This window comes from Sphingobacterium sp. SGG-5 (genome assembly GCF_011043525.1).
Classification (GTDB): Bacteria; Bacteroidota; Bacteroidia; order Sphingobacteriales; family Sphingobacteriaceae; genus Sphingobacterium.
In genome coordinates, this window is record NZ_JAAKGO010000002.1 from 146347 (window position 1) to 167867 (window position 21521).

A 21521-nucleotide genomic window follows, 5' to 3' on the forward strand; every position below is an offset into this window, starting at 1 on the left:
ATCATTTTTTTGTTTGTTTATAATTGTGGTTATTACGGTGATTACCCTATAATCTCCTGTCCCCGATAATTCGACGAAATGAAAGTAAATGCTCCCGAAGCCCCTGCCAGTCTTTATTTCTGATCAACTCCGATTTGAATAATCCCGTCGACACACCGATACCCTCAGCACCTGCAAGAAAATAATCATTGGCATTTTCGACAGAAATTCCCCCTGTGGGTAATAATTTTATATGTTTTAGGGGAGCCTTCAATGCTTTAATATAGCGAGGTCCCATTTCATCCGCCGGAAATACCTTGACCATAGTAGCGCCCAATTTCCAAGCTTTCACAATTTCTGTAGGCGTGAGTGCCCCTGGAAAAACAGATATCCCTTTATCGACACAACTTTCGATCACTTGTTCATCGACTACCGGCGTAACGATAAAACCCGACCCAGCTGCAAGTGCTCTGTCCAGATCCGATAGATCAATGACGGTACCTGCTCCGATATTTAATTTTTCACCAAAATGCTGCGCCAAGTGCTGAATCAACTTTTCTGCCCCTTCAGAATTAATCGGCACCTCAACAGTCGTAAACCCGGCCTCGATAAACAAAGGCAAGATCATCATGGCATCCTCTAAGCTCACATCACGCAATATCCCTACTACCGGAAGCTGATCGAATAGGGCACGATTAAAACTATTCCTATTATTGCTCATTGCTTGCATATGAATTTTGCTGAAAAGAATCTTTTGCATCTGCCGGTCTGATTTCCGTAAGTTTACCATTGTAATGACGCAAATCATGTGGCTGATACGGATATTTTTTACAGTTTTCTGTTTTGATATCGATACCCAGCCCCGGTGCATCCCCAATCTCCATAAAACCATCCTTAAACAAAACCTGCTCCGTAGTCAGTTCATGACGATAAGGTACATCCGCACTCATCGTTTCCAGTAGATAAAAATTTGGTGTACACGCCGCTAATTGTAACGTAGCTGCATTTGCTATTGGCCCAATGGGATTATGCGGGCATACAGGAAGATGATGACATTCCGCCATGGCGGCAATCTTCCGCGTTTCCATGATCCCGCCCGAGTGGCTAACGTCAGGTTGTGCAAAATCTGCACACTCCAAGTTAAAAAATGAGCGGTAATCCATACGGCCATACAAACGTTCTCCAGCGGCTATAGGCACTTTCGTCCTTTTCTTCAGTTGAGCCAACCCTTCCAAATTCTCAGGGGGCAACGGCTCCTCAAACCATAGTACACCAAAATCTTCGATAGCATGTGCAACCTTAAGTGCAGTAGGTAAATTAAACCTTCCGTGCCCCTCGATTAAAATCTCCATTTCATGGCCTACCGCATCCTTTACCGCCGCAATGCAATCAATAGCAAGATTGAACTCTTCCTTTGTCAGCGTCAGATAGGCCGATCCAAAAGGATCCCACTTCAAGCCTTTATAACCTTTCTTCACGGTCTCCTTGGCCTTAGCTGCGAATTCATCCGGTGTCTTTGCCGGCGCAAACCAACCATTAGCATAACAGGGCACCTTGTCACGCACCTTCCCGCCTAACAGCTGATAGATAGGCACCCCCAGATCCTTCCCTTTAATATCCCACAATGCCATTTCCACACCAGCCATGGCACTCATCAATACCGGACCACCTCGCCAATACGAGTTTCGCAGTGTGTCGTGAAAGAACGCCTCTATATTGTGCGGATCTTTTCCTACTAAATGACGGTTCAGTTCAAGAACCGCGGCCTCAACCGTCAGTTCCTGATGTTCCAACGTCGCCTCACCGACGCCATACAGCCCCGAATCTGTATGTACCTTCACAAAAACCCAATTGGTTCTATACACGTCACTGATAAATGTCTCTATTTTTGTAACCTTCATATATAATATATTGTATATAATTTGTCGCTATCTAAAAATTATCGGAAGTAAAGTCCTCCATTTACGTCTAACGTTGTACCTGTGATATAACGCGCTCCGTCACTGCACAAAAATGCTACAGCCATTCCTACATCTTTGACATTTCCCAATCCTAAGGGTATACCTTTTCTCAGCGTTTCCATGCCCGACTCACCATGTGTTTTTAGCGAGAGCTCCGTTTCTATCACTCCCGGTGCCACAGCGTTGACATTCACGCCAAATGCAGCAGCTGTCCGTGCAAGCGTTTTCGTCAGCCCAAACAGGCCACTTTTCGAAGAGGCATAATGCACATGCCCTTTTAAAGCGCCCTGATGCCCTACTACAGAGCTCACATTGACAATCTTACCTTGCTGCTGATCCCGCATAATCAGTAAAGCGTATTTTGAACACAAAAAACACCCCGTTATGTTGGTTTGCATCACAAAATTCCAATCTTCCAACGAAGTAGAAAAAATGTCCTGTGGCCTATCTACACCCGCATTGTTGACGAGTATATCAAGTCGACCTATTTCATTTTGTATAAACGAAAACATGCGCTTTACCGCATCCTCCCGGGTGATGTCGGTCGCTATAAACCAAGACTTGCAGCCCAAATCCTGAATTTGCTTTTCCAACGCTTCAACGCTTTCACCATATTGCAGATCATTGATGATAATATCCGCTCCTTGACTTGCCAATTCCAGCGCAATTCCTTTTCCCAGGCCTTTGCCTGCGCCCGTTACGAGGGCTATTTTATTTTTCAAACTCATCGCGATTCTTCATTATTTCCAAGGCAACATTTCTATCTTTTTTGAACGTAAACTTCAAAGCAATAAATATCAGTACGCTGCCTAATACATAAAAAAGGGAGAGCGACGCCAATCCGTTAGTCAGTCCAAATCCCACCTTAAAATAAGCCAGCACGACAGGGGCCAATGAACCGATGATATAAGAACACATAATCATTGCAGATGCCACCGAAGCTCGTATCTTTTCATCAACCACCGAAAAAAGCGAAGCATAAATGTTTGAATCATACATCCCTCTAAACAACCCAAATATGCTTAAGCCTACATATACAACAGGCAGGTCTGTACCTAATCCCATTAAAAATATAAAAGGTGCCCCTAATAACAGTGCCCAGGCCTGAATTTTCAATCGCCCTCCGGCATTCTTACCAGCGAGCCTGTCTGATAGCTTACCAGCCACCATGACTCCTACAAAGGCAAAAGCATGATGATAAAACATAGAAGAAAACCCTGCTTCTGTCAGGCCGAGATCAAACTTCTCGTGCAGAAAGGTTGAAGTCCACGTGAGATAACCCACGTTCACAAAGACCATACACGTAAACGCCGACGTCAATAAAACAGCTGTTCTGTTGGCCGCCAAATTTTTAATACCGTCCAATAGAGTAACCTTTTGCTCCTTACTTCGGGCTACGCCATCTTCGAGCCGCAAAAACATGAGGATAAAAAGCACAATACCTATGCCCCCAAAAATATAGAATACCATTCGCCATCCATAATGCTCCGTGAGATACCCGCCTATGATACCGCTTCCGATAATACCCGCATACAACGCCGTCTGGTGAATAGCCATAGCATGACCTAAGTTTGATTTAAACTTCTCGCCAATCAACGCATTGGCAGCAGGTGCATAAAAAGCCTCACTCCCTCCAACAATTGACCGTAGAATAATGAGAATCAAAAAACCGCCCGAAAAACCTGTAAAAAATGTCGCACTACTCCAGATTAATAAACTCAACAGAATAACCGTCTTTTTACTAAAACGGTCACCCACATATCCAGCAATAGGCACAAAGACACCTATCGCCAATATAAAGGCGGAGGCTATTAGCCCCAACTGCACGTCATTCAATCCTAAATCATCCCGCACCGCAGGTAAAGCGATATTAAATACCTGCCGATCCGCCTGATTAAAGAAAAAAGCAAACCACAGCAATACAATAAATTCCCAATTAAATTTTTTTGTCGACTGAGACATGAATCAATAGTTTACAATTGTTTATACATCAAAAATAATATATTATATACAATATACAAAATAAAAAGATAAATTTATTTAGATTTCCTGTCTGCCCATTCCTACTTTGCCCGCGTCATTTTCTTTTGTTCTATCAAATCCATTTGCAATAGAACATCTTCCTTCGCGTGTAAGCAATGTAGATTTGCTGCTTTCTCAAGGGCTTTTTCATCGCGGTTTTCAAGAGCCTTCAGTATCTGCTCGTGTTCGGCTATAATTTCTTCGGCACGGGTTACGCCAAAACCGAAAGACATCCTCAAGCTATTGATAAGCTGCCAATGTCCTTCCACCAAATGAAATGCCTCCTCATTATCGGCAAGCTTATAAAGTGTGCCATGAAAGTCTGTATTATATTTTAATAACTGGTCCAGGTTTCCTTTTTTTGCAGCCTTTTCGCAACCGGCCTGTATTTTCCATAACCTCTTCAGAACGTCATCGGTAACAGAACGCATGCTTTCCATCGTTAAAAATACTTCGATAACACGTCGTACGTCATATATATTCGATACAAACTTCTTATCGATATGACGGACATAAGCTCCTTTATGTTGTTCGATGACCACTAACCCTTCGCCTTGCAGTTGTTGTAAAGCTTCACGGATAGGCATCTGGCTCACATTATACAATTTGACGAGATCCAGAATTTTAAGTCGCGTGCCTGGGGCAAAATAATTCGACAATATATCGTTGCGCAACTGTTCTCTAACTTTCGAATAGGTTGTATTGGAAAGCGGAGTCGAATTTCCCTGTGCTGAATGTCTCATATGGCTAGTGTACATTTTTTCTATGATATGTGTAAGTTACAATTCTGTAGGCAATTTTACAAAATTCATTTTGTATATTATATACAATATTTATCTTTGTTTTTCTGACTTACTTATTATGATGCGTTTTTTTAGTGTGGATTGGGGAACAAGTTCCTTGAGAGTTCGGCTTGTTGAAATTACCGATAATTCGATTTCTGTGTTACATGAACGAAGCAATCACTACGGCTGTAGCTATGTTTTCGATTTGTTTAAAAGCGAAAAAGACAATATAGTCCGGGAAGATTACTTCTTAAATTTTCTACGTCCCTACCTCGTCATACCGGATATGTATAACGACAAAACTATTCCTGTAGTCATATCGGGTATGGCCACCTCTTCTATTGGAATACGAGAGCTTCCATACGCTCCTCTTCCCTTTGTATGTGATGGCAGCAGCCTTCAATACGACATTATACCGCATAACTCCAAATTTGGCCATGATGTGCTATTACTTTCCGGTTTATGCAGTACGAACGATGTCATGCGCGGCGAAGAAACGCAACTGTTAGGTCTCCTAAGTTATAACCACAGCACGGAAGCGCTCTTTATTTTACCGGGTACACACTCCAAACATATTTGGGTCAGTGAAAATAACATCATTTCTTTTAAGACGTATATCACGGGAGAACTATTTCAGATACTGTCTAATTATAGTCTATTAAAAAACAATATCGTAAAGCCCTCCTCGATGGACAAAGAAGCCTTTAAGAAGGGGCTGGCGTTAAGCAGAGAAAATCTCTTGCACAATGTATTTACAATCCGGGCTTCCTCGCTTCTCCATGCTATGGAAAGCAGTGCGAATTATAGTCTTTTAAGTGGCCTACTCATTGGCACAGAACTTCGCGATATCACCGCCTCAAATATCCCAATTTATCTCTGCGCGCATGCCAACTTAAGCGTCAGCTATGCATTAGCCATTCAAGAATTATCATTGCAGCAGCGGTGCACCATTGTCCCCCCAGAACAAGTTGACAAGTCCGTCATCTATGGTCAAAAAAAGATTTTAGAGCGTGTTTGGAATCAGTTGGAAGCGCTTAAATAACCCCCAGCTCTTTCCCTACTTTCGTAAAAGCAGCAATAGCTTTATCCAAATGCGAGATCTCATGTCCCGCAGAGACCTGCACCCGGATCCGGGCTTTATCTTTCGGCACAACGGGATAATAAAACCCGATCACATAGATTCCTTCGGCAAGCATTTTAGCGGCAAACTCCTGCGCTAATTTAGCGTCGTACAACATCACCGGCACAATAGGGTGGAAACCCGGTTTGATATCAAATCCAGCCGCAGTCATTTTCTCCCGGAAGTATGTCGTATTCTGCTCCAGCTTATCCCGTAGCGCTGTTGTTTCGCTCAACATATCAAGTACCGTGATGGAAGCTCCCACAATAGCCGGCGCTAAAGTATTCGAAAATAAATAAGGGCGCGAACGTTGGCGAAGCATATCGATAATCTCCTTACGTCCCGAGGTAAATCCGCCTGAAGCGCCTCCCAGTGCTTTTCCCAACGTCCCGGTAATAATGTCTACACGATCCATGACACCAAACAATTCATGTGTACCACGACCGGTCTTACCGATAAAACCAGAACAGTGCGATTCATCAATCATGACCAAAGCCTCATAGCGATCTGCCAGATCACAGATTTTATCCAGTGGGGCTACTGATCCGTCCATGGAAAAGGCACCATCGGTCACGATAATCCGGTGGCGGGCACCGGAGGCAGCTTTCAACTGTGCTTCCAGATCTTCCATATCACTGTTTTTATACCGAAAACGCTGTGCTTTACACAACCGCACGCCATCGATGATGGAAGCATGGTTCAATTCGTCCGATATGATCGCATCTTCTGCTCCAAATAAAGGTTCGAAGACCCCACCATTCGCATCAAAAGCCGCTGCATACAGTATCGTATCTTCGGTGCCGAGGAACTTCGATATTTTGGCTTCCAATTCCTTGTGGATATCTTGCGTACCGCAGATAAACCGAACAGACGACATGCCATAACCGTGACTATCAACAGATTTTTTTGCGGCTTCAATAACCTTGGGATGAGAAGAAAGTCCTAAGTAATTGTTTGCACAGAAGTTGATAACTTCCTGTCCGGTGCTCACTTTAATATCGGCGCCCTGCGGTGTCGTAATTACCCGCTCGGTCTTATATAGGCCGGCTTCTTGTATAGCCGCCAATTCTTTTTCTAATGCTGGTTTTAATGTTTTATACATGATTTAAAAAATTAAAAGCAAAAATTTAGGATCTGTTATTAAAACAAAGATAGAATAAAATTAAGAAGCCCGATTACGAAATCGTTTGTCCTGTTTTCACTTACAGCCAGGAGGTGGATTTTAATGTTTTGGCATCAATTTTGAATACTAAAATTTAAACACACGCATTATGAGGTTTATACTATCACTTTTGCTTACAGGACTTGTCGTTGCCATCGCCGCTTTCGTCATCCCCGGTGTACAGGTGGCCGGATTCGGATGGGCGATAATAACCGGTCTGGTCATTGGTCTGGTCAATGCTATTATTGGAGGTGTACTTCGATTGTTCACCTTTCCCTTAAACTGGCTTACGTTCGGTCTGATCTCTTTTATTATCACCGTACTCATGATCATGCTGACCGATACACTTATGGGGACGAAATTTGATGTCAATGGCTTCTGGAACGCCACCCTATTTGCTATTGTGGTAGCTATCCTTGAAATGATTATCAGCAATATGAGAAGCGAAAAGTCTTAAAATCATACACTATAACTATTAATGTAAAAGCCCGTCAAGAGTATTCTTGCGGGCTTTATTGTTATTATTTTGACTTTTTCTTCATCTTATTGATCCATATCAACACGCCCGTCACCGGCAAGGAGGTCGCCACGATACTCGCCAAAAAATACAGGAATTTGGTGAAAGGACCATACACATCCCCGATATGCAATGCTTTGATGGAAGAGCCTATTCGATTGCGAAGGCTTTTCTCCCGAAAGATATCCTTATCCAACACCTCTCCTGAATACTGATCCAACGTCAACCGATCTCCGGCAGATGGTGCAAAAAAACCGACTCTATTCTTCATTACTGCAATCGTACCCGTACTATCCTGCGCAAAATTGAGAGTGATATCGCCGTCATAAGGCAACAGCGTATTGACTGCTAAAATGGTTTCCTCTACAGTCAGCTCACTTTTGCCCGGTATAACGGCCGAGACAGGCTTAGACTTCTCCACCTTCGGTGCTTTAGGGTCCTGATAGGTACCCCAGGTTTTTTGCCATCCCGCCCTATACCATTCGAAAGACCAAAACGGTCCCGTAACAGCCATTAAAAACAGCAGGATAAAGCTATAAAAGGCCAACGTGTTGTGTAAGTCATGGTTGATACGCTTCCAGTTGGCCGACCACTTGATCTTTAAACCATTCTTCCAACCTCGCATCTTCACAGGGAACCAGATCACGATACCTGTCAATACACCTAACAAAAACAACAATGTTGCTGTCCCAGTAATCCAGGAACCTAATTTCCGGTTTTCTATTCCTTCGAAAATAGGTTCTTCGATCTCATTCAGCAGCAGCCAACGATGGAGCCCGAACATTTTCTGCATAAATTCAGCCGTCTTTGTCTTCACCTCACCCGGATCACCGATGACCTCACCGGTGTAGGGATTGACAGCCAGTTGATTGGCACGCGGGCCACGACCTCGTGGGCGCTGCTCCCGCTCGCCATCTTTGGCTGGCTTACGATATAGAATAAATGTACTTTTATCTTCAGCAAAAGGAATTTTGACACCAATGATCTTTCCCTTAACTTCCGGTTTCACCTTTGTCAACAGATCATCCGTGTTTATCTTCTCACCCTCTTGCTTGACATTATAAAATTCGGAAAGCACTGCCTCCCGTATTTCGGTGTTGTATACATATATCGTACCTGTAAGGCAAACAATTAAAACGACAATGCCCGAGATTAAACCTCCCCATAGATGGATATCGTTTAAGAATTTACGGACTTTAGGCCAAGTGGATGGCTTATTGTTTGAACGATTCATTATTCTCTCTACGTTTGTTCAAATAGAAAATCAGATAAAGCGAAGACGCCTTATCTGATTGATGGATTGATTTTTTAGACTAGTAAGCCCCTAAATAGAAGCTACCTGAAGCATTTTTCAACTTGGCTCCTTTTTTCACAGTTTCGTTCTTCCAGTCAATTACATAGAGGTTCCCGTCTTTACCGTTAGGAGACATAGGTACGTATACATAATCTCCCACTACACCAATATTTTGAAACTGTCCAAATGTACCTGTCAATTCAACACCGCCATTTTGATCCGCTGTAAGCCCTGAAAACCCTGCATCTGCTTCATTTTCAATATTGAGCTTAGTCGCAGTTTTATCGTTCAGATTAATCAATGCTACATAGCCCCCTGCCGTGCTTGTCCTTGTATATAAAACAACCCCGACACCATCCTCTATATAACGCCACGCTCTAATACCAGCATCGTCTATCCCAAGAGCAGTATTCAAATTAAAATCATAGTTGTTGTCATACTCATTTGTTGATTTGCTAATACGCAAGATCTGATGTCCGCTACCCATAGACGTTGCTGCTTGATATACATGGCCATCATCACCTACATACTGTGTCATTGTACGATAGGAAAGATTATCTGTAACAGCTTTTGTGGATTCAATCATCTTCGGGTTCCGTAGCGAAGGATAGTCTACCACATACGTAACAGTACCCAAATCTCTTTCATATGCGCTGGTCGTTGGCCAAGACAGCGCTCCTCCCCGTCCCGCTACAGGCCCATCTGCTTCAAGATCATGTTTACGAACACCGACCCCGATGAACAGTTTATTTTTCGCTTGATTCAATATAGGCACATCTGCACGCCAGATATGATACCCCTGCTCCTCTAAATCCTCGTCCAATTCAATATCAATTGAACCGGTATTCGTAATTGCGGTACTATTTAAATCAATATTTGCAATACGGATTTTTCCTTTGGGGTGCTGATACACATAATCGGGAGCTGTACCCGTATATGAATCTCGCGCATCACCAAAAGACACGCCTACACCAATACCTTCAGCTGCTTTTACCCAACGGGGGGAAGTCCCCAAGATAACTGCGGTATTCAGCTCATATCCCACTTCTTCATATTGACCTTCTCCGGATACTGAATATTTGTTAAATACCCCACCTTCTGTACCCGTATACTGAATGTTATACAAATACTTTCCATCAGCCGATGCCTGAACCCGAGCTGTACGTTCTGATTTTAAACCAAAGCCAACTACATATTTCGAACCATCTTGTTTGAATAAATCAATCACATAGTTCGGATCCGCAGCATTTTCTGGAGATATGGCATAAGCACGGGTTCCACCGTTTCCTGCAGTACCACTTTCATCTGGATAGGCTCCCGTAACGGTTATCCAACGTGTGCCGTCATCAGCACCAGGGTCTGTACCTGGGTTGTCTTTCTTACAACTCGCGAAAGTTACGCTCGCTATAATCATAGCATATGCTACTGGTTTGAATAGATTTTTCTTCATATTACTACTATTTATTATAAAAACTTATTTATGGTATAATTCAATTTCAGATAAATCCCCCTCCCGGGCTTTTGTATCATAAAGTTGTCGTAAACTTCAGCGTTGAATATATTCTTCACATCCACACTCGCTACCAGTTTTCCAGAAGGGAAACGATAACTCGCCCCTACATCATGCGCAAATTGTGTTGGTGTCGGAGACCATTCCGGTTGCCCCCACACCACATAATATTTACCGACATACCCTGCATTATAGTATAGATTCATAATAGATTTTTTCTGAAAAACGTTATCAAACCGATACTGAGAATTCAGATTGACCGTGAAGAAGGGCTCATTTGGAATTTGTTGATTATAAAAAGCATGGGGATTACCCACTTCATCTATCTCTTGTTTGAAGAGATTATTGAACTTTGAAAAATTCAAGTTAACATTTAGTCTATTATTGTATATATAAGTCACCTCTGCCTCTGCACCACGAGCCTGAGTCTTTCCTAAATTCACATATCGCGTCGTTTGTATATCAGCATCGGCCTCCTCTTCGATCTGATTTTCATCGACAGCCTGTTGAGTAATTTTATCATATCCATTCCGCCAGAAAAAACTACTATAAATTGCCAATTTATGTTGATCTAATTCCAATGGAGTCCATCGAAAACCTATATTGTAGTTGATGTTTTTTTCGGGTTGTAAATCTAAATTTGGAAGAATATTAATCTCTGGATCACCATACAGCTGCATTTCGTTAGGCATAATTAATGCATTCTCCATGGAGGTAATGACAAAGAAATTGGAAAGTAGATTATAAGACAACGTAGCGCCATATCCGAAATTACTAGTGAATATGGTCGTATCACGCTTGACAAGAGTATTCTGCCCCTCTACACGTATAATCTCTGGCTTGCTTTGATCAATTTTATTGGTGGTAAACTTACCCATCAAGTTGAATCGAAGTTTATCCCTCCAAGTTTGTCCCTCATAGTTAACAGAAAATATATTCTTGGAAATCACACTGACTATTGTCATATCTTTTTTTGCCGGATCAAATAAATCATTGTCATCCCGCTCAGTTGTTTCATACTTATGATTCAAAGAGATGCGATGCCCTCGTGCAACGGTATAGCCAAGATTGGACCGGGTATTGACAATATCTCTATCAATTTGTGTCATTGTCTTTTCACCTTGTTGCCCTCCAAGGGTTGTTTTTAGTGGAACCCGCTCTCCAAATTCTATGACCTCTCTTATGGTACCGTCCCAATTGTAGGCATACCCCACGGTATCCTGCAGATATGTCCCCCTGCTGCTACGAACCGCATTGATATTCAACGCCAGTCCGCGGATGAATAGATCTCTCTTGTTGTAGTTAAGGCTCCAAACATCAGCATTCGTCTCTGTAAAACGACCTACATAAGGTGTTGCCATAGTAATCCCATGCGGTATTTCGTTATAATTGTGAGACGCGTTGTAGCCTATAAAGAAGTGGTCTGCCCAGCTTACATCAGTAAACCCCACTTCAAACCTACCTCCAATAGATTTATACACATCATTAAACCGCTTAGCACGATAACCTCGAGTTATTTGTTGTAAATGGTTGACATGTGTCGTCGATCTACCCCAAGTCGTGTAACTATTATCCGTATAGGTATAAAAACCAGAAAATCTTCCCGAAAGACCACTTTTTTTATCTCGGAAGGTTGCGCCGATATCCGAATTAAACGTATTAAAAGAACCATATGATGTGGCGAGCGTGATATTGTTGTGTGCTGCATCTTTCTTTAGCACGACATTGATTGCCCCACCCACATAATCCCCCGTTAGATGTGAAGGAAGTACACCTTTGTATACCTCAATCCGTTCAATCATCGCTGGCGGTATATTGCTCAGGTTAAAAGAAGAGCCGTAGGTCGATACCTCTATCCCGTCCAGAAACAATCCAACCGTACTCCCTGACATGCCGTTCAAGTTATATTCTACGCGAGATCCTACTCCTCCATTCTGCCGCACCCGAACTCCTACGGCCCGATCGAGCAATTCATTCGTTGTCAGATTCCTTAAAGACGCTTCTTTGGTTTCGATGACCGCAACCGCAAAGCCGCTGGTTTCCAGTTCCCGCTTCGCGGTATTGCGTTGTATACGTACCTCATCCAACGCTAGACCTCCTTTGGGGTCGATATGGATATGCAGATCCGGATAGTTCTTATTGACATGAATGGGCAGGCGCTTGGACTGGATCTCTACGGAAGAAATGAGTAGCGTATATTTTCCGGAAGGTACGTTGGGGAAATCATATAATCCATTTTCATCCGAGATAGCGACCAAAGATGTACCTTCGATCTTGATAGTCACATGTGATACAGCTTCGCCGCTTTCTTTATGTACCTTCCCCTCAATGCTATAAGTCTTCTGCCCGTATGCACACACCGAGCAAACAAAAAGTAACAGCAGCAAGTAAAATTGTTTCATTATCTCCGATTAAAATCCTATCTTCGAATATTCTTTAGAACAAGTCTAAATAAATTTCACGCTGCAAACATAGAATTATTCTAAACAAGAAAATGACGCAAGACGAAAAAAAAGCTACACATTCGGAAATAACCCTGCAAGGCTGCCAGTCCGAAATACATTACACCATTTTAAGAGGTAACGCTGTTTTGTCCTGCAAAAGCCCTATCGATGGCTTTATCAATATATTGTATGCAACGGGCAGTGGGGCGAGTGCCTATCGTATCAACAATGACACTTACGTTATCCGTAATGGAGAAACTATACTACAGCCCATCAAAAAAAAATATTCCTGTACATGGAAAAATTTAAGTGAGGACACCATCATTATCCTCGCTTTTATTCCCTCTTTTATGTTGGGACAACCCCATACCAATTCTGGCGAAGAAACAAGATGGTTGACAGAGCGTACAATGACGAAGCGTGACCAACGCCTGAGCCTGGTGATTAAACAAATCCTGAATCTTGCCGACACCCCGCATCATCTGGCTCGATTACGGATACAATCGTTATTTATTAAAGGGTTGATCTATCAGCTGGAAGACTGGTACCCACAGCATGACAGTGAGGAGATCATGGCCAATAAGAGCCTTTACGACAGGGTCCAACTGGCCAGGCAAATGATAGAGAAAGATATGGCCAAGAACTACACGATCCACGAACTGGCCAAAGCTGTGGGGACAAATGAACAGTATCTAAAAAAATATTTCAAGCAGTATATAGGCAAAACAGTACAAACCTATATGAAGGAGATCAAAATGGAACATGCCAAAAACCTGATTATGGCGGGTGAGCATCGCATAGCCGACGTGGCCCGGATGACCGGTTACAAGCATTCGACACATTTCTCCACGGCTTTTAAGAAATTCTTTGGGTTCATTCCTAACGCCCTGCGTTATATCTTTATCCTTGTTCTCGAGTACATATTGACCGAAATAGACTATCTGGTTTTCATCACGGCTGTATAGCATTTTGCACAAAAAGTCTGTCGAAAAGGTCACCGAATATAAAAACCGTCATTTCGAGGAAGTATGACGAGAACCCCGAAGGGCTCTACGAAGTAAAATCTATGTTTAAGTATTCTTCAATTTTTAGTTGATTAAAATTAATCCATAGTTTTCTCCCTTCGGTCGAAATGACGGTCGATGTCTTTAATCAAATTTCCACCGCACAAAAGCCTCTATAGCTTCATAATCGGCAAGTCCTAATTTATGATACAGGTCTGCGGTCTCACTCGTCCGGTCTTCTGCACGCACCCAGAACTCCCGTGGATCGTCACCCGGAAAAACAGGAACATCCTTCTGCGACTGGTGCTTGAAGATGGCCAGACGCTTACGTTTTACTTCCTGCGGAGATAGGGGAACGGCCATTTCAATCTCATGGATCGGGTATTCGTGCCATGCACCCCGGTACAACCACAACCAACAATCCTTCGTCCATTCATCCGTCTCACGCAGACGCAAAAGAGCTTCCAATATGATGTCAAAACAGACCTTATGCGTGCCATGTGGATCTGCAAAATCTCCTGCGGCAAACACCTGATGTGGCTTTACATGACGAAGGAGATCCATGGTCTGCTGGATATCATCCTCAAAAGAAACATCTTTGGCGAATTTAGTCCGATCGTAAAAAGGCAGGTTTTGAAAGTGTATATTTTCATCCGGCAAGCCTACAAAACGAGCTCCCGCAATCGCTTCACCTTTACGGATCAATCCTTTAACAGTCCGGATGATCTCGGGATCAACCTGATTGGGTTTCTTGGTCTTAAAGAACTCACGGGCCTCGTTATACACATTCCGCACCAACCCTTTATCATCATCGATGGCCACCGCAAAGTCCTGCACAAATTCCAGATAACGCAACACATCATCTTCCCATACCGCGGTATTACCCGAAGTTTGATAAGCGACATGGACATTATGTCCCTGATCGGCTAAACGGATAAACGTACCCCCCATGGAGATCACATCGTCATCTGGATGCGGTGAAAACAGGATCACATTCTTCCGAGCGGGTTCCGCACGTTCAGGGCGATTGCTGTCATCCACATTCGGCTTTCCTCCCGGCCAGCCGGTAATGGTGCGCTGCAGATCGTTAAATATTTTGATATTGATGTTATAAGCCGGTCCTTGTTCGGTCACAAGCTCCGCCATACCATTATTGTTGTAATCGTCGTCGGTCAATTTCAAGATAGCCTTATCGAGCTTTAAAGACAACCAGACTACTGCTTTTTTGGTCAACGTTTCTGACCATACCACATCCCTTGCCAGCCAAGGTGTATCGAAACGGGTCAATAACGACGCAGCATCCTGATCTAAGACAAACTCGACGTGGTCTGAAAGCTGCAGATAGGTCGCCGGGATATCAGGTGAAATTTCTCCTTCTACTGCTTTCTTCACAATTTCGGCTTTCTTCTCATTCCAGGCCATCAACACAATTTCCTTCGCCTTGAAGATTGTTCCCACACCCATGGTAATGGCTTTGGTCGGCACATTCTCTTTCCCTCCAAAATCACGTGAGGCATCCCGTCGGGTCAAGTCATCCAAGGTAACCAAACGCGTTCCCGAGTTTGGCGCAGATCCCGGTTCATTAAATCCGATGTGTCCGGTACGACCGATACCTAAAACCTGTATATCCAGACCACCAAGACCAGAGATCTTTTGTTCATAGGCCTCACAGTAGCTCTGTATAGCCTCCGGTGCCAGCGTACCGTCGGGAATATTAATATTTTCGGCAGGTATATCAATATGATCAAACAAGTTTTTCTTCATGAATGTCACGTAGCTCTGATCCGCTGTAGGTTGCATCGGATAGTACTCATCCAGATTGAACGTCACTACATTTTTGAAGCTTAGTCCCTCCTCTTTGTGCAGGCGAACAAGTTCTCTGTAAACGCCTACGGGAGTAGCACCTGTAGCCAGGCCCAATACCGCTTTCTCACCTTTAGCCTGTTTCGCCGCTATGATAGACGCTATGCGGTGCGCAACATCGATAGAAGCAGCACTTTGATCCGGATACACTTTTACAGGAACTTTCTCAAAACGTGTTTCTTCTAATAAATTTAATCTTGCCATTTATATATTGATTGAAAAGTGTTTGTACAAATTTAGAAATAAATAAGGCTCTAAATAGACAAATATACGATTATTAAAAAATTTTAATAATATTTTTGACACGCAAACCGTTGCGTTATTTTAAATATGCAGCAAACAGTCCACTGCGCGGTCTAAAGTGACTTTTTCTTTGGCAAAGCAGATACGCAGGAGGCTCTGATTGACCTCCTTCGAATAAAAAGAGGATATCGGGATCATAGCTACTTTTGCTTTCGCTGTCAGGTGTATCGCAAAATCCAATTCGGCCTGTACCGAAACCTCGGAATAATCCAATAGCATAAAATAGGTGCCTTCACAGGGCAGCACTTTGAACCGTGTCTGCTGTAAGGCGGTGGACAGATAATCCCGCTTGGCCTGAAAGCCGGCAGCTAAGTTGGTGTAGTAATCCGCATCCGATAGATAGTCGGCTATCGCCCACTGCATGGGTGTATTGACGGAAAACACATTAAACTGATGTATTTTTCGAAATTCTTCCGTCAGGCGCGCACAAGCAATCACATAACCGATCTTCCACCCGGTGGCATGCAATACTTTGCCAAAAGAAGCGACCACATAGCCACGTTCACGCAATATCGGCGAATAAAGGATGCTCTGGTGCTTTTGCTCGTCGTAGGTGAGGTGCTCATAGACTTCGTCGCTGATGACATACAGCCCGTGTGCGTCGACCAATTCTTCTAAAGCTGTAACATCGGCCTTTGTCAGAATCCGTCCTGTAGGATTGTTGGGGTTATTGATGATAATCAATTTTGTGCGGGACGTGATCTTTTCACGCACGGCCTCCCAATCGATCTCAAAGTCGGGTGCAAATAAGCGGACAGGTACAATCTTACCACCAAAGGCTTCCACACTGGGCTGGTAGGAATCGTAGGCCGGTTCGAAAATAATAACTTCGTCACCCGGATGAATCAGCGTACCAATAGCTGTAAAAAGCCCCTGCGTGCCACCGGCCGTAATGGTGATTTCGGTTTCGGGATGGACGTCAATTTGGGTTAGCGCCTGGTATTTATACGCAATCCTTTCCCGCAGCGCCAATACGCCAGGCATAGGGGCATACTGATTAAACCCCTCCTGCATATATGTAGTCACAAGCTTAATAAGTTCGGGTTCGACAGCGAAGTCAGGGAAGCCCTGCGAGAGGTTGACCGCTTGGTGGGTGTGCGCCAATTGGCTCATTCTGGAAAAAATACTAACAGGCGTAGCGGGCAGTTTTGAAACGAAGGATGGCATAGCAGGGTTGTTTTGTACAACAAGTCTAATAACTTATCCTGAAAATTCAAAAAGCAACTTCGCATAACTTAAAATTGTAGCAGATCGGCATGTTTTCTTTTTGTTCTTAATTTTGCTATTTAAACAGTGCTTCTCCAGTGCTTGTTCAGTGCTTAGTCAGTGCTTGTTCAGTCATAACTGTATAAACACTGTTTAATCTCTGAACAAATACTGATAAAAAACTGTACTATCTACTCATACTTTCTCTTGTTGCTACGCATCATTTTCGTATATTGCCGATGAATAATCCTAAAAGATAAATTATGGCGGTCATTAGAAATGGTGCAAATGGTTCGGTATCCGGGAAAGCCGGGTCGGTCGTTTTCGTGCAAACCAAACAAGGCAACTATGTCCGGGGCTTACCTCAACTCAAGAAAAAACGAAACCCCAGCCCGGAGCAACTGGAGAGTAGAGCACGCTTCAAATTTGTCCGGGAAAGCATCTGTGGCATATTACCCTTTATCCGACGGGGGTTTGCACAAGCTAATCCACCCAAGAGGGCTTATGACTGTGCCATGTCGTACAATCTAAAGGAAGCCGTGGTGAAAACCGAAGCAGGTTATGCGCTCCATTGGGAAAAATTCAGGATTGCTAAAGGGCTTCCCAATCCGCTGACATCCCATCAGATGGATATCGATTCGGAACGCGAGGTCCTTCAGCTCCACTGGACGTATGATGAACAGCTCGCAAGAAAATATAGCTTACGTTCTTACGATGCTCAGGTGTTGCTATACCCGGCGGGCAACAACAATACTGCACATTGCCTCACTCATGATATAAACTATTCTTTAAGCCATAAAACGCAGGAGGTGCCGCTGAGAAAAAGAAACGAACCGATCACCTACCATGTGTATATTTTCTTTTTTGCGCAGGACGGCAGCAACAGAAGTACCGACAGCAAGTATCTCGGATCGCTGGTTTATTAAAGTTTCCAGAAATAATAAAATATACCGTTTATTCGTTCTGGCGAAATTAATTCTAAATAATATGACTATAGTAAAAAAAGTAACCTTGTCTGCCGCCTTTTTTATCTTGATGCAGCTGGTTTACGGACAAAAGGACATCGCTTGGGATAAAACCTCCCAAGGAGATTGGGACCCAGCCTTTAATATCGTGGAGATCCCCTCCAGCAAGGATGGCACCCTCCAAAAGGCGTATTTTTATACATCAAAAAAGGAGAAGCCTCAGCCGCTGATCATCAGTTTACATACTTGGAGTGGTGGCTACGATCAACAGGATCCGTTGACTAAGGATATCTTGGCAAATGACTGGAATTATATTCATCCAGATTTTAGAGGGGTAAACCGTAGGCCTGAGGCAATAGGGAGCCCACTGGTGCTGGCTGATATTCAGGACGCTATTGCCTATGCGGTGAAAAACGGCAACGTAGATACCAGCCAGGTGCATATTATAGGAGTATCGGGAGGTGGATACGCTACACTCTGTGCATATATGCAGTTGGACTACCCCATCACGTCATTTTCGGCGTGGGTACCTATTTCGGATATAGAAGCTTGGTATTGGGAGTCAGTCGGCCGGAAGACGAAATATGCAGGTGATATACTGGCTGCGTTGGGTGGTAGTTTTGATGCCGCAGAAGCTAAAAAACGTTCCCCTCTATACCAAAAGCTCCCAGTCGGCAGGAGGCAGGGAGCGAAACTATATATCTACGCTGGGATTCACGATGGACGTAAAGGGCCCGTACCGATAACCCACTCGTTACGGATATATAACCGTCTGCTCGCTGAGCAACGTTATCAGGTCACCGATACCGATAGCATTAGCAGGTTGGCACATACAGATAAAGACCTCATCGGAGATGCGGAAATCATAAACCTGCTGACGAAGCGTACACTGCCTCCAGCACAGTTATCGGGAAAAGAGCTATTCGGACGCACAATATACTTAGAAAGGCATGTGGACAATCTACATTTAACTGTTTTTGAGGGTGGACATCAACAACTCCCAGGAGCCTTATCTGCGGTACCGGTACAGTAGAACTTCAATAAAGATAAAACTTGATGTAAAAATAACGGCCATGAAAGTGTTTTTCATATATCTCCTCATCCTCTTGCCTAGTGTCTTAATGGCCCAGTCGAAGGAAGATTTGATCGAACAGATCAAAGCCAATCCCAAAGATCAAGCCTCTATCCGCCTGATCCAACGGATAAATATGCAAAATCCCGATTATAAAGAACTTGAGGTTCTTTATAAAATGCTGGACAAAAAAGTCCGAAAAACGACGGAAGGGAAGTACCTGCAGCATTATATCCAGTCACTGGAAAAGAGCTCCCCGGGTAAGAAAGCTCCGGGTATTACCCAGTTTGACGTCGCCGGTGAGCCGTATGGCTTGCAAAATCTCAAAGGAAAATACGTCCTTGTCAGCTTTTGGGCATCCTGGAATAAACAAAGCCGCGATGAAATCCCGGCATTCAAAACCTTGTATAACAGCTTTAAAAACAAGAATTTCGAAATCTTGGCGGTATCGTTCGACAGTGATTTTGCGGCTTGGAAGAAGTATATCACAGACAATGCGCTGGGATGGAAACACATTTCGGATTTACAGAACATGAACAACGGCGCAGCGCTGACTTATGGCATCAAATCCATTCCGCAAAACGTCCTTGTCGATCCGGACGGTATCATCATCGCCCGAAATCTAAGGGGAGCCGAGCTGGAAAGCAAGCTGCGTGAACTTTTAAAGTAAGCCAGTGGGTAAATTATATCCTTTAGATTTCCAATAAGCAACTAATTGCTGGATATTTTTTTCAAACCTTGCATAATCTTTATGCTGTACATCGGTCCATCCGGTCTCCGCATAGGCGGCTATGCGCGGATAGGCCTGATACTGGATTTCTTTGACAGAAGGCGTCCATTCTCCCCACATCTGTGCACCTAAGCCTACGATAAGCTGCTGTTGTTCCGGCGTTATTCCGTCAGGAACAGGGTTAAAGCTATAGGCTTTCTCAAGGCTAATCTGCTTATAGGTGTAATCCAGGTAAGTAAACTTATGATCCGAATTGATAATCTCATGTCCTCGCTCTATACCAAACAAAAGATCCTTTGCATCTCCCTTCCAAAATTGCACAAGAGCCGTTTTCGATAAGGACTCATTTGCATTTTGCTCCTTTGCCCATTCGTGTACATTCTTACCCAATATTTCATTCCAACCGATTATTCTTTTGTTTAACGAGTCCTGTACAAATTTTGAGATCGAATTTGTAAAGTGAACCTGTAGGTCGTAATAGTTTTCAATTTTCGACTCCTCCATGTACTGTTGTACCGCCTTCGATTCTTTCCATTGATCGAACTTCACTTCGTCCCCACCAATGTGGATGTAATTAGAAGGAAAAAGCTGAGCGACTTCACGAAGCACCTGATGAATAAACGATAGGGCTTGGGGGTCGCTGACATCCAGCACGGCACTAACTACGCCAAAATATACAGGCACCTGGATTGGCTTTTTGGTTGTACCCAAAAAAGGATAGCTTGCTACGGCAGCAGATACATGTCCCGGCATACTGATCTCGGGGATAATTTCAATCTGGCGCTCGGCAGCATACGCTATGATCTCTTTGATTTCTTCCTGGGTATAAAAACCGCTATGCTCACGATGGTCTGTAAGGGTACTTTTCCACTTTTTTCCATTATCGTTGATCTGTGAGCTATCCCTTTTTGATCCGATCTCGGTCAATAAAGGGAAAGACTTGATTTGTATCCGCCAACCGGCATCGTTTGTCAAATGCCAATGGAATTTATTGAGCTTCAGCAAGGCCATATCGTCCAGCAGTTTTTTGACGGTCTCTTTGCCTTGAAAATATCGAGCTTCATCCAACATAAAGGACCGCCATTTGAAAGACGGTTTGTCCTGGATGGACAACAAGGGTACCCGCTTGTCCTGTAACAGGAGTTGCTTTAGACTTTGGATACCGTAAAAGATACCTGTTTCGCTAACTGCCTTAATTTCAATTCCACTGTCTTTGATTTCCAAGGCATAGGCTTCCGGATTGCTGTTTTTATCGGGTTTAACGGTCAATTTTATCACGACCCCCTTATTTGCCGGGAGGCCAAACTCCGTGGTCAACATTTTTTGTAGATAGGGTTTGTATTTGGAAGTACCTGTCACCCGAGCCCCCTGTGCCAGGTCGACTGTTCCTTCTTTTATTTCAACCTTATTCGGATATGGAATAATGGGCACCTGTGCCTCGGCAATATATCCCAGAGCAACGAACAATAAACAGAGAACCAGAGATGTATATTTTTTCATATTTGCGTGCTTTATGTCATAAAGATAAAAAGAGGATGTCTAAAAAGTAAAACTTATCGTCATTTCGACGAGGAACGAGGAGAA

The 21521-nt window shown here is 43.5% G+C and carries 18 protein-coding genes; 6 read left to right on the forward strand and 12 right to left on the reverse strand.

The features are described 5' to 3' along the window. Positions 1–46 precede the first annotated feature (46 nt). The 5 genes from G5B30_RS02940 to G5B30_RS02960 form a co-directional block, all read right to left on the reverse strand. The gene (locus G5B30_RS02940; RefSeq protein WP_165318474.1) at positions 47–700 is read right to left on the reverse strand and encodes a bifunctional 4-hydroxy-2-oxoglutarate aldolase/2-dehydro-3-deoxy-phosphogluconate aldolase; all 654 of its coding nucleotides are present in this window, start codon (positions 698–700) and stop codon (positions 47–49) included. Continuing rightward, a complete protein-coding gene (dgoD, locus tag G5B30_RS02945) occupies positions 690–1880 on the reverse strand; it encodes a galactonate dehydratase (RefSeq protein WP_165318475.1) in 1191 nt (396 codons plus the stop codon). Before dgoD ends, G5B30_RS02940 begins: the two co-directional genes overlap by 11 nt. A gap of 38 nt (positions 1881–1918) precedes the next feature. Next, complete coding sequence (locus G5B30_RS02950) at positions 1919–2668, reverse strand: SDR family NAD(P)-dependent oxidoreductase (protein ID WP_165318476.1); 750 nt, start codon at positions 2666–2668, stop codon at positions 1919–1921. Further along, entirely contained in the window at positions 2652–3902 is a 1251-nt protein-coding gene (locus G5B30_RS02955) for an MFS transporter (RefSeq protein ID WP_165318477.1), read from the reverse strand. The genes G5B30_RS02950 and G5B30_RS02955 overlap by 17 nt, the downstream gene beginning before the upstream one ends. A 101-nt stretch (positions 3903–4003) precedes the next feature. Further along, the gene (locus tag G5B30_RS02960) at positions 4004–4705 is read right to left on the reverse strand and encodes a GntR family transcriptional regulator (RefSeq protein WP_165318478.1); all 702 of its coding nucleotides are present in this window, start codon (positions 4703–4705) and stop codon (positions 4004–4006) included. Between the two features lie 118 nt (positions 4706–4823). Between G5B30_RS02960 and G5B30_RS02965 the strand changes: the two genes are divergently transcribed. Next, positions 4824–5789 (forward strand): 2-dehydro-3-deoxygalactonokinase, encoded by a 966-nt coding sequence (locus G5B30_RS02965; protein ID WP_165318479.1) that lies wholly within the window; start codon positions 4824–4826, stop codon positions 5787–5789. Here the strand turns inward: G5B30_RS02965 and kbl are convergent. Continuing rightward, positions 5782–6969, reverse strand: coding sequence for a glycine C-acetyltransferase (gene kbl / locus G5B30_RS02970; RefSeq protein ID WP_165318480.1), 1188 nt, complete (start codon positions 6967–6969; stop codon positions 5782–5784). The two genes, G5B30_RS02965 and kbl, sit on opposite strands and share 8 nt — an antisense overlap. Positions 6970–7138: 169 nt before the next feature. Here kbl and G5B30_RS02975 point away from each other — a divergent pair, with 169 nt between their 5' ends. After that, positions 7139–7486 carry a phage holin family protein gene (locus tag G5B30_RS02975; RefSeq protein WP_165318481.1) on the forward strand — a complete coding sequence of 116 codons (348 nt, stop codon included), beginning with the start codon at positions 7139–7141 and terminating at the stop codon, positions 7484–7486. Positions 7487–7550: 64 nt separating this feature from the next. Here G5B30_RS02975 and G5B30_RS02980 read toward each other — a convergent pair whose 3' ends face one another. From G5B30_RS02980 to G5B30_RS02990, 3 genes are all read right to left on the reverse strand, one after another. Next, positions 7551–8780, reverse strand: coding sequence for a PepSY-associated TM helix domain-containing protein (locus G5B30_RS02980; protein WP_165318482.1), 1230 nt, complete (start codon positions 8778–8780; stop codon positions 7551–7553). Between the two features lie 79 nt (positions 8781–8859). Further along, the gene (locus G5B30_RS02985; protein WP_165318483.1) at positions 8860–10290 is read right to left on the reverse strand and encodes a DUF4374 domain-containing protein; all 1431 of its coding nucleotides are present in this window, start codon (positions 10288–10290) and stop codon (positions 8860–8862) included. A gap of 14 nt (positions 10291–10304) precedes the next feature. Further along, positions 10305–12752 (reverse strand): TonB-dependent receptor, encoded by a 2448-nt coding sequence (locus G5B30_RS02990; protein WP_165318484.1) that lies wholly within the window; start codon positions 12750–12752, stop codon positions 10305–10307. A 92-nt stretch (positions 12753–12844) separates the two neighbouring features. Between G5B30_RS02990 and G5B30_RS02995 the strand changes: the two genes are divergently transcribed. Continuing rightward, positions 12845–13759, forward strand: a complete 915-nt coding sequence (locus tag G5B30_RS02995; protein ID WP_165318485.1) for a helix-turn-helix transcriptional regulator — start codon at positions 12845–12847, stop codon at positions 13757–13759. 183 nt (positions 13760–13942) lie between these two features. Here the strand turns inward: G5B30_RS02995 and nagB are convergent, their stop codons facing one another. Beyond that, a complete protein-coding gene (nagB, locus tag G5B30_RS03000) occupies positions 13943–15865 on the reverse strand; it encodes a glucosamine-6-phosphate deaminase (RefSeq protein WP_165318486.1) in 1923 nt (640 codons plus the stop codon). 120 nt (positions 15866–15985) lie between these two features. After that, positions 15986–17131: a methionine aminotransferase gene (locus G5B30_RS03005; RefSeq protein ID WP_165318487.1), complete on the reverse strand. Its 1146-nt coding sequence runs from the start codon at positions 17129–17131 to the stop codon at positions 15986–15988. 302 nt (positions 17132–17433) lie between these two features. Here G5B30_RS03005 and G5B30_RS03010 point away from each other — a divergent pair, with 302 nt between their 5' ends. The 3 genes from G5B30_RS03010 to G5B30_RS03020 all read left to right on the forward strand — a co-directional run bounded on the left by G5B30_RS03010 (position 17434) and on the right by G5B30_RS03020 (position 19877). Further along, positions 17434–18096: a DUF6266 family protein gene (locus G5B30_RS03010; RefSeq protein ID WP_165318488.1), complete on the forward strand. Its 663-nt coding sequence runs from the start codon at positions 17434–17436 to the stop codon at positions 18094–18096. Between the two features lie 61 nt (positions 18097–18157). After that, positions 18158–19168, forward strand: coding sequence for an alpha/beta hydrolase family protein (locus tag G5B30_RS03015; protein ID WP_165318489.1), 1011 nt, complete (start codon positions 18158–18160; stop codon positions 19166–19168). A gap of 40 nt (positions 19169–19208) precedes the next feature. Continuing rightward, positions 19209–19877, forward strand: a complete 669-nt coding sequence (locus G5B30_RS03020; RefSeq protein ID WP_165318490.1) for a TlpA family protein disulfide reductase — start codon at positions 19209–19211, stop codon at positions 19875–19877. Here the strand turns inward: G5B30_RS03020 and G5B30_RS03025 are convergent. Continuing rightward, complete coding sequence (locus G5B30_RS03025; protein WP_165318491.1) at positions 19869–21437, reverse strand: beta-N-acetylhexosaminidase; 1569 nt, start codon at positions 21435–21437, stop codon at positions 19869–19871. The two genes, G5B30_RS03020 and G5B30_RS03025, sit on opposite strands and share 9 nt — an antisense overlap. Positions 21438–21521 lie beyond the last annotated feature (84 nt).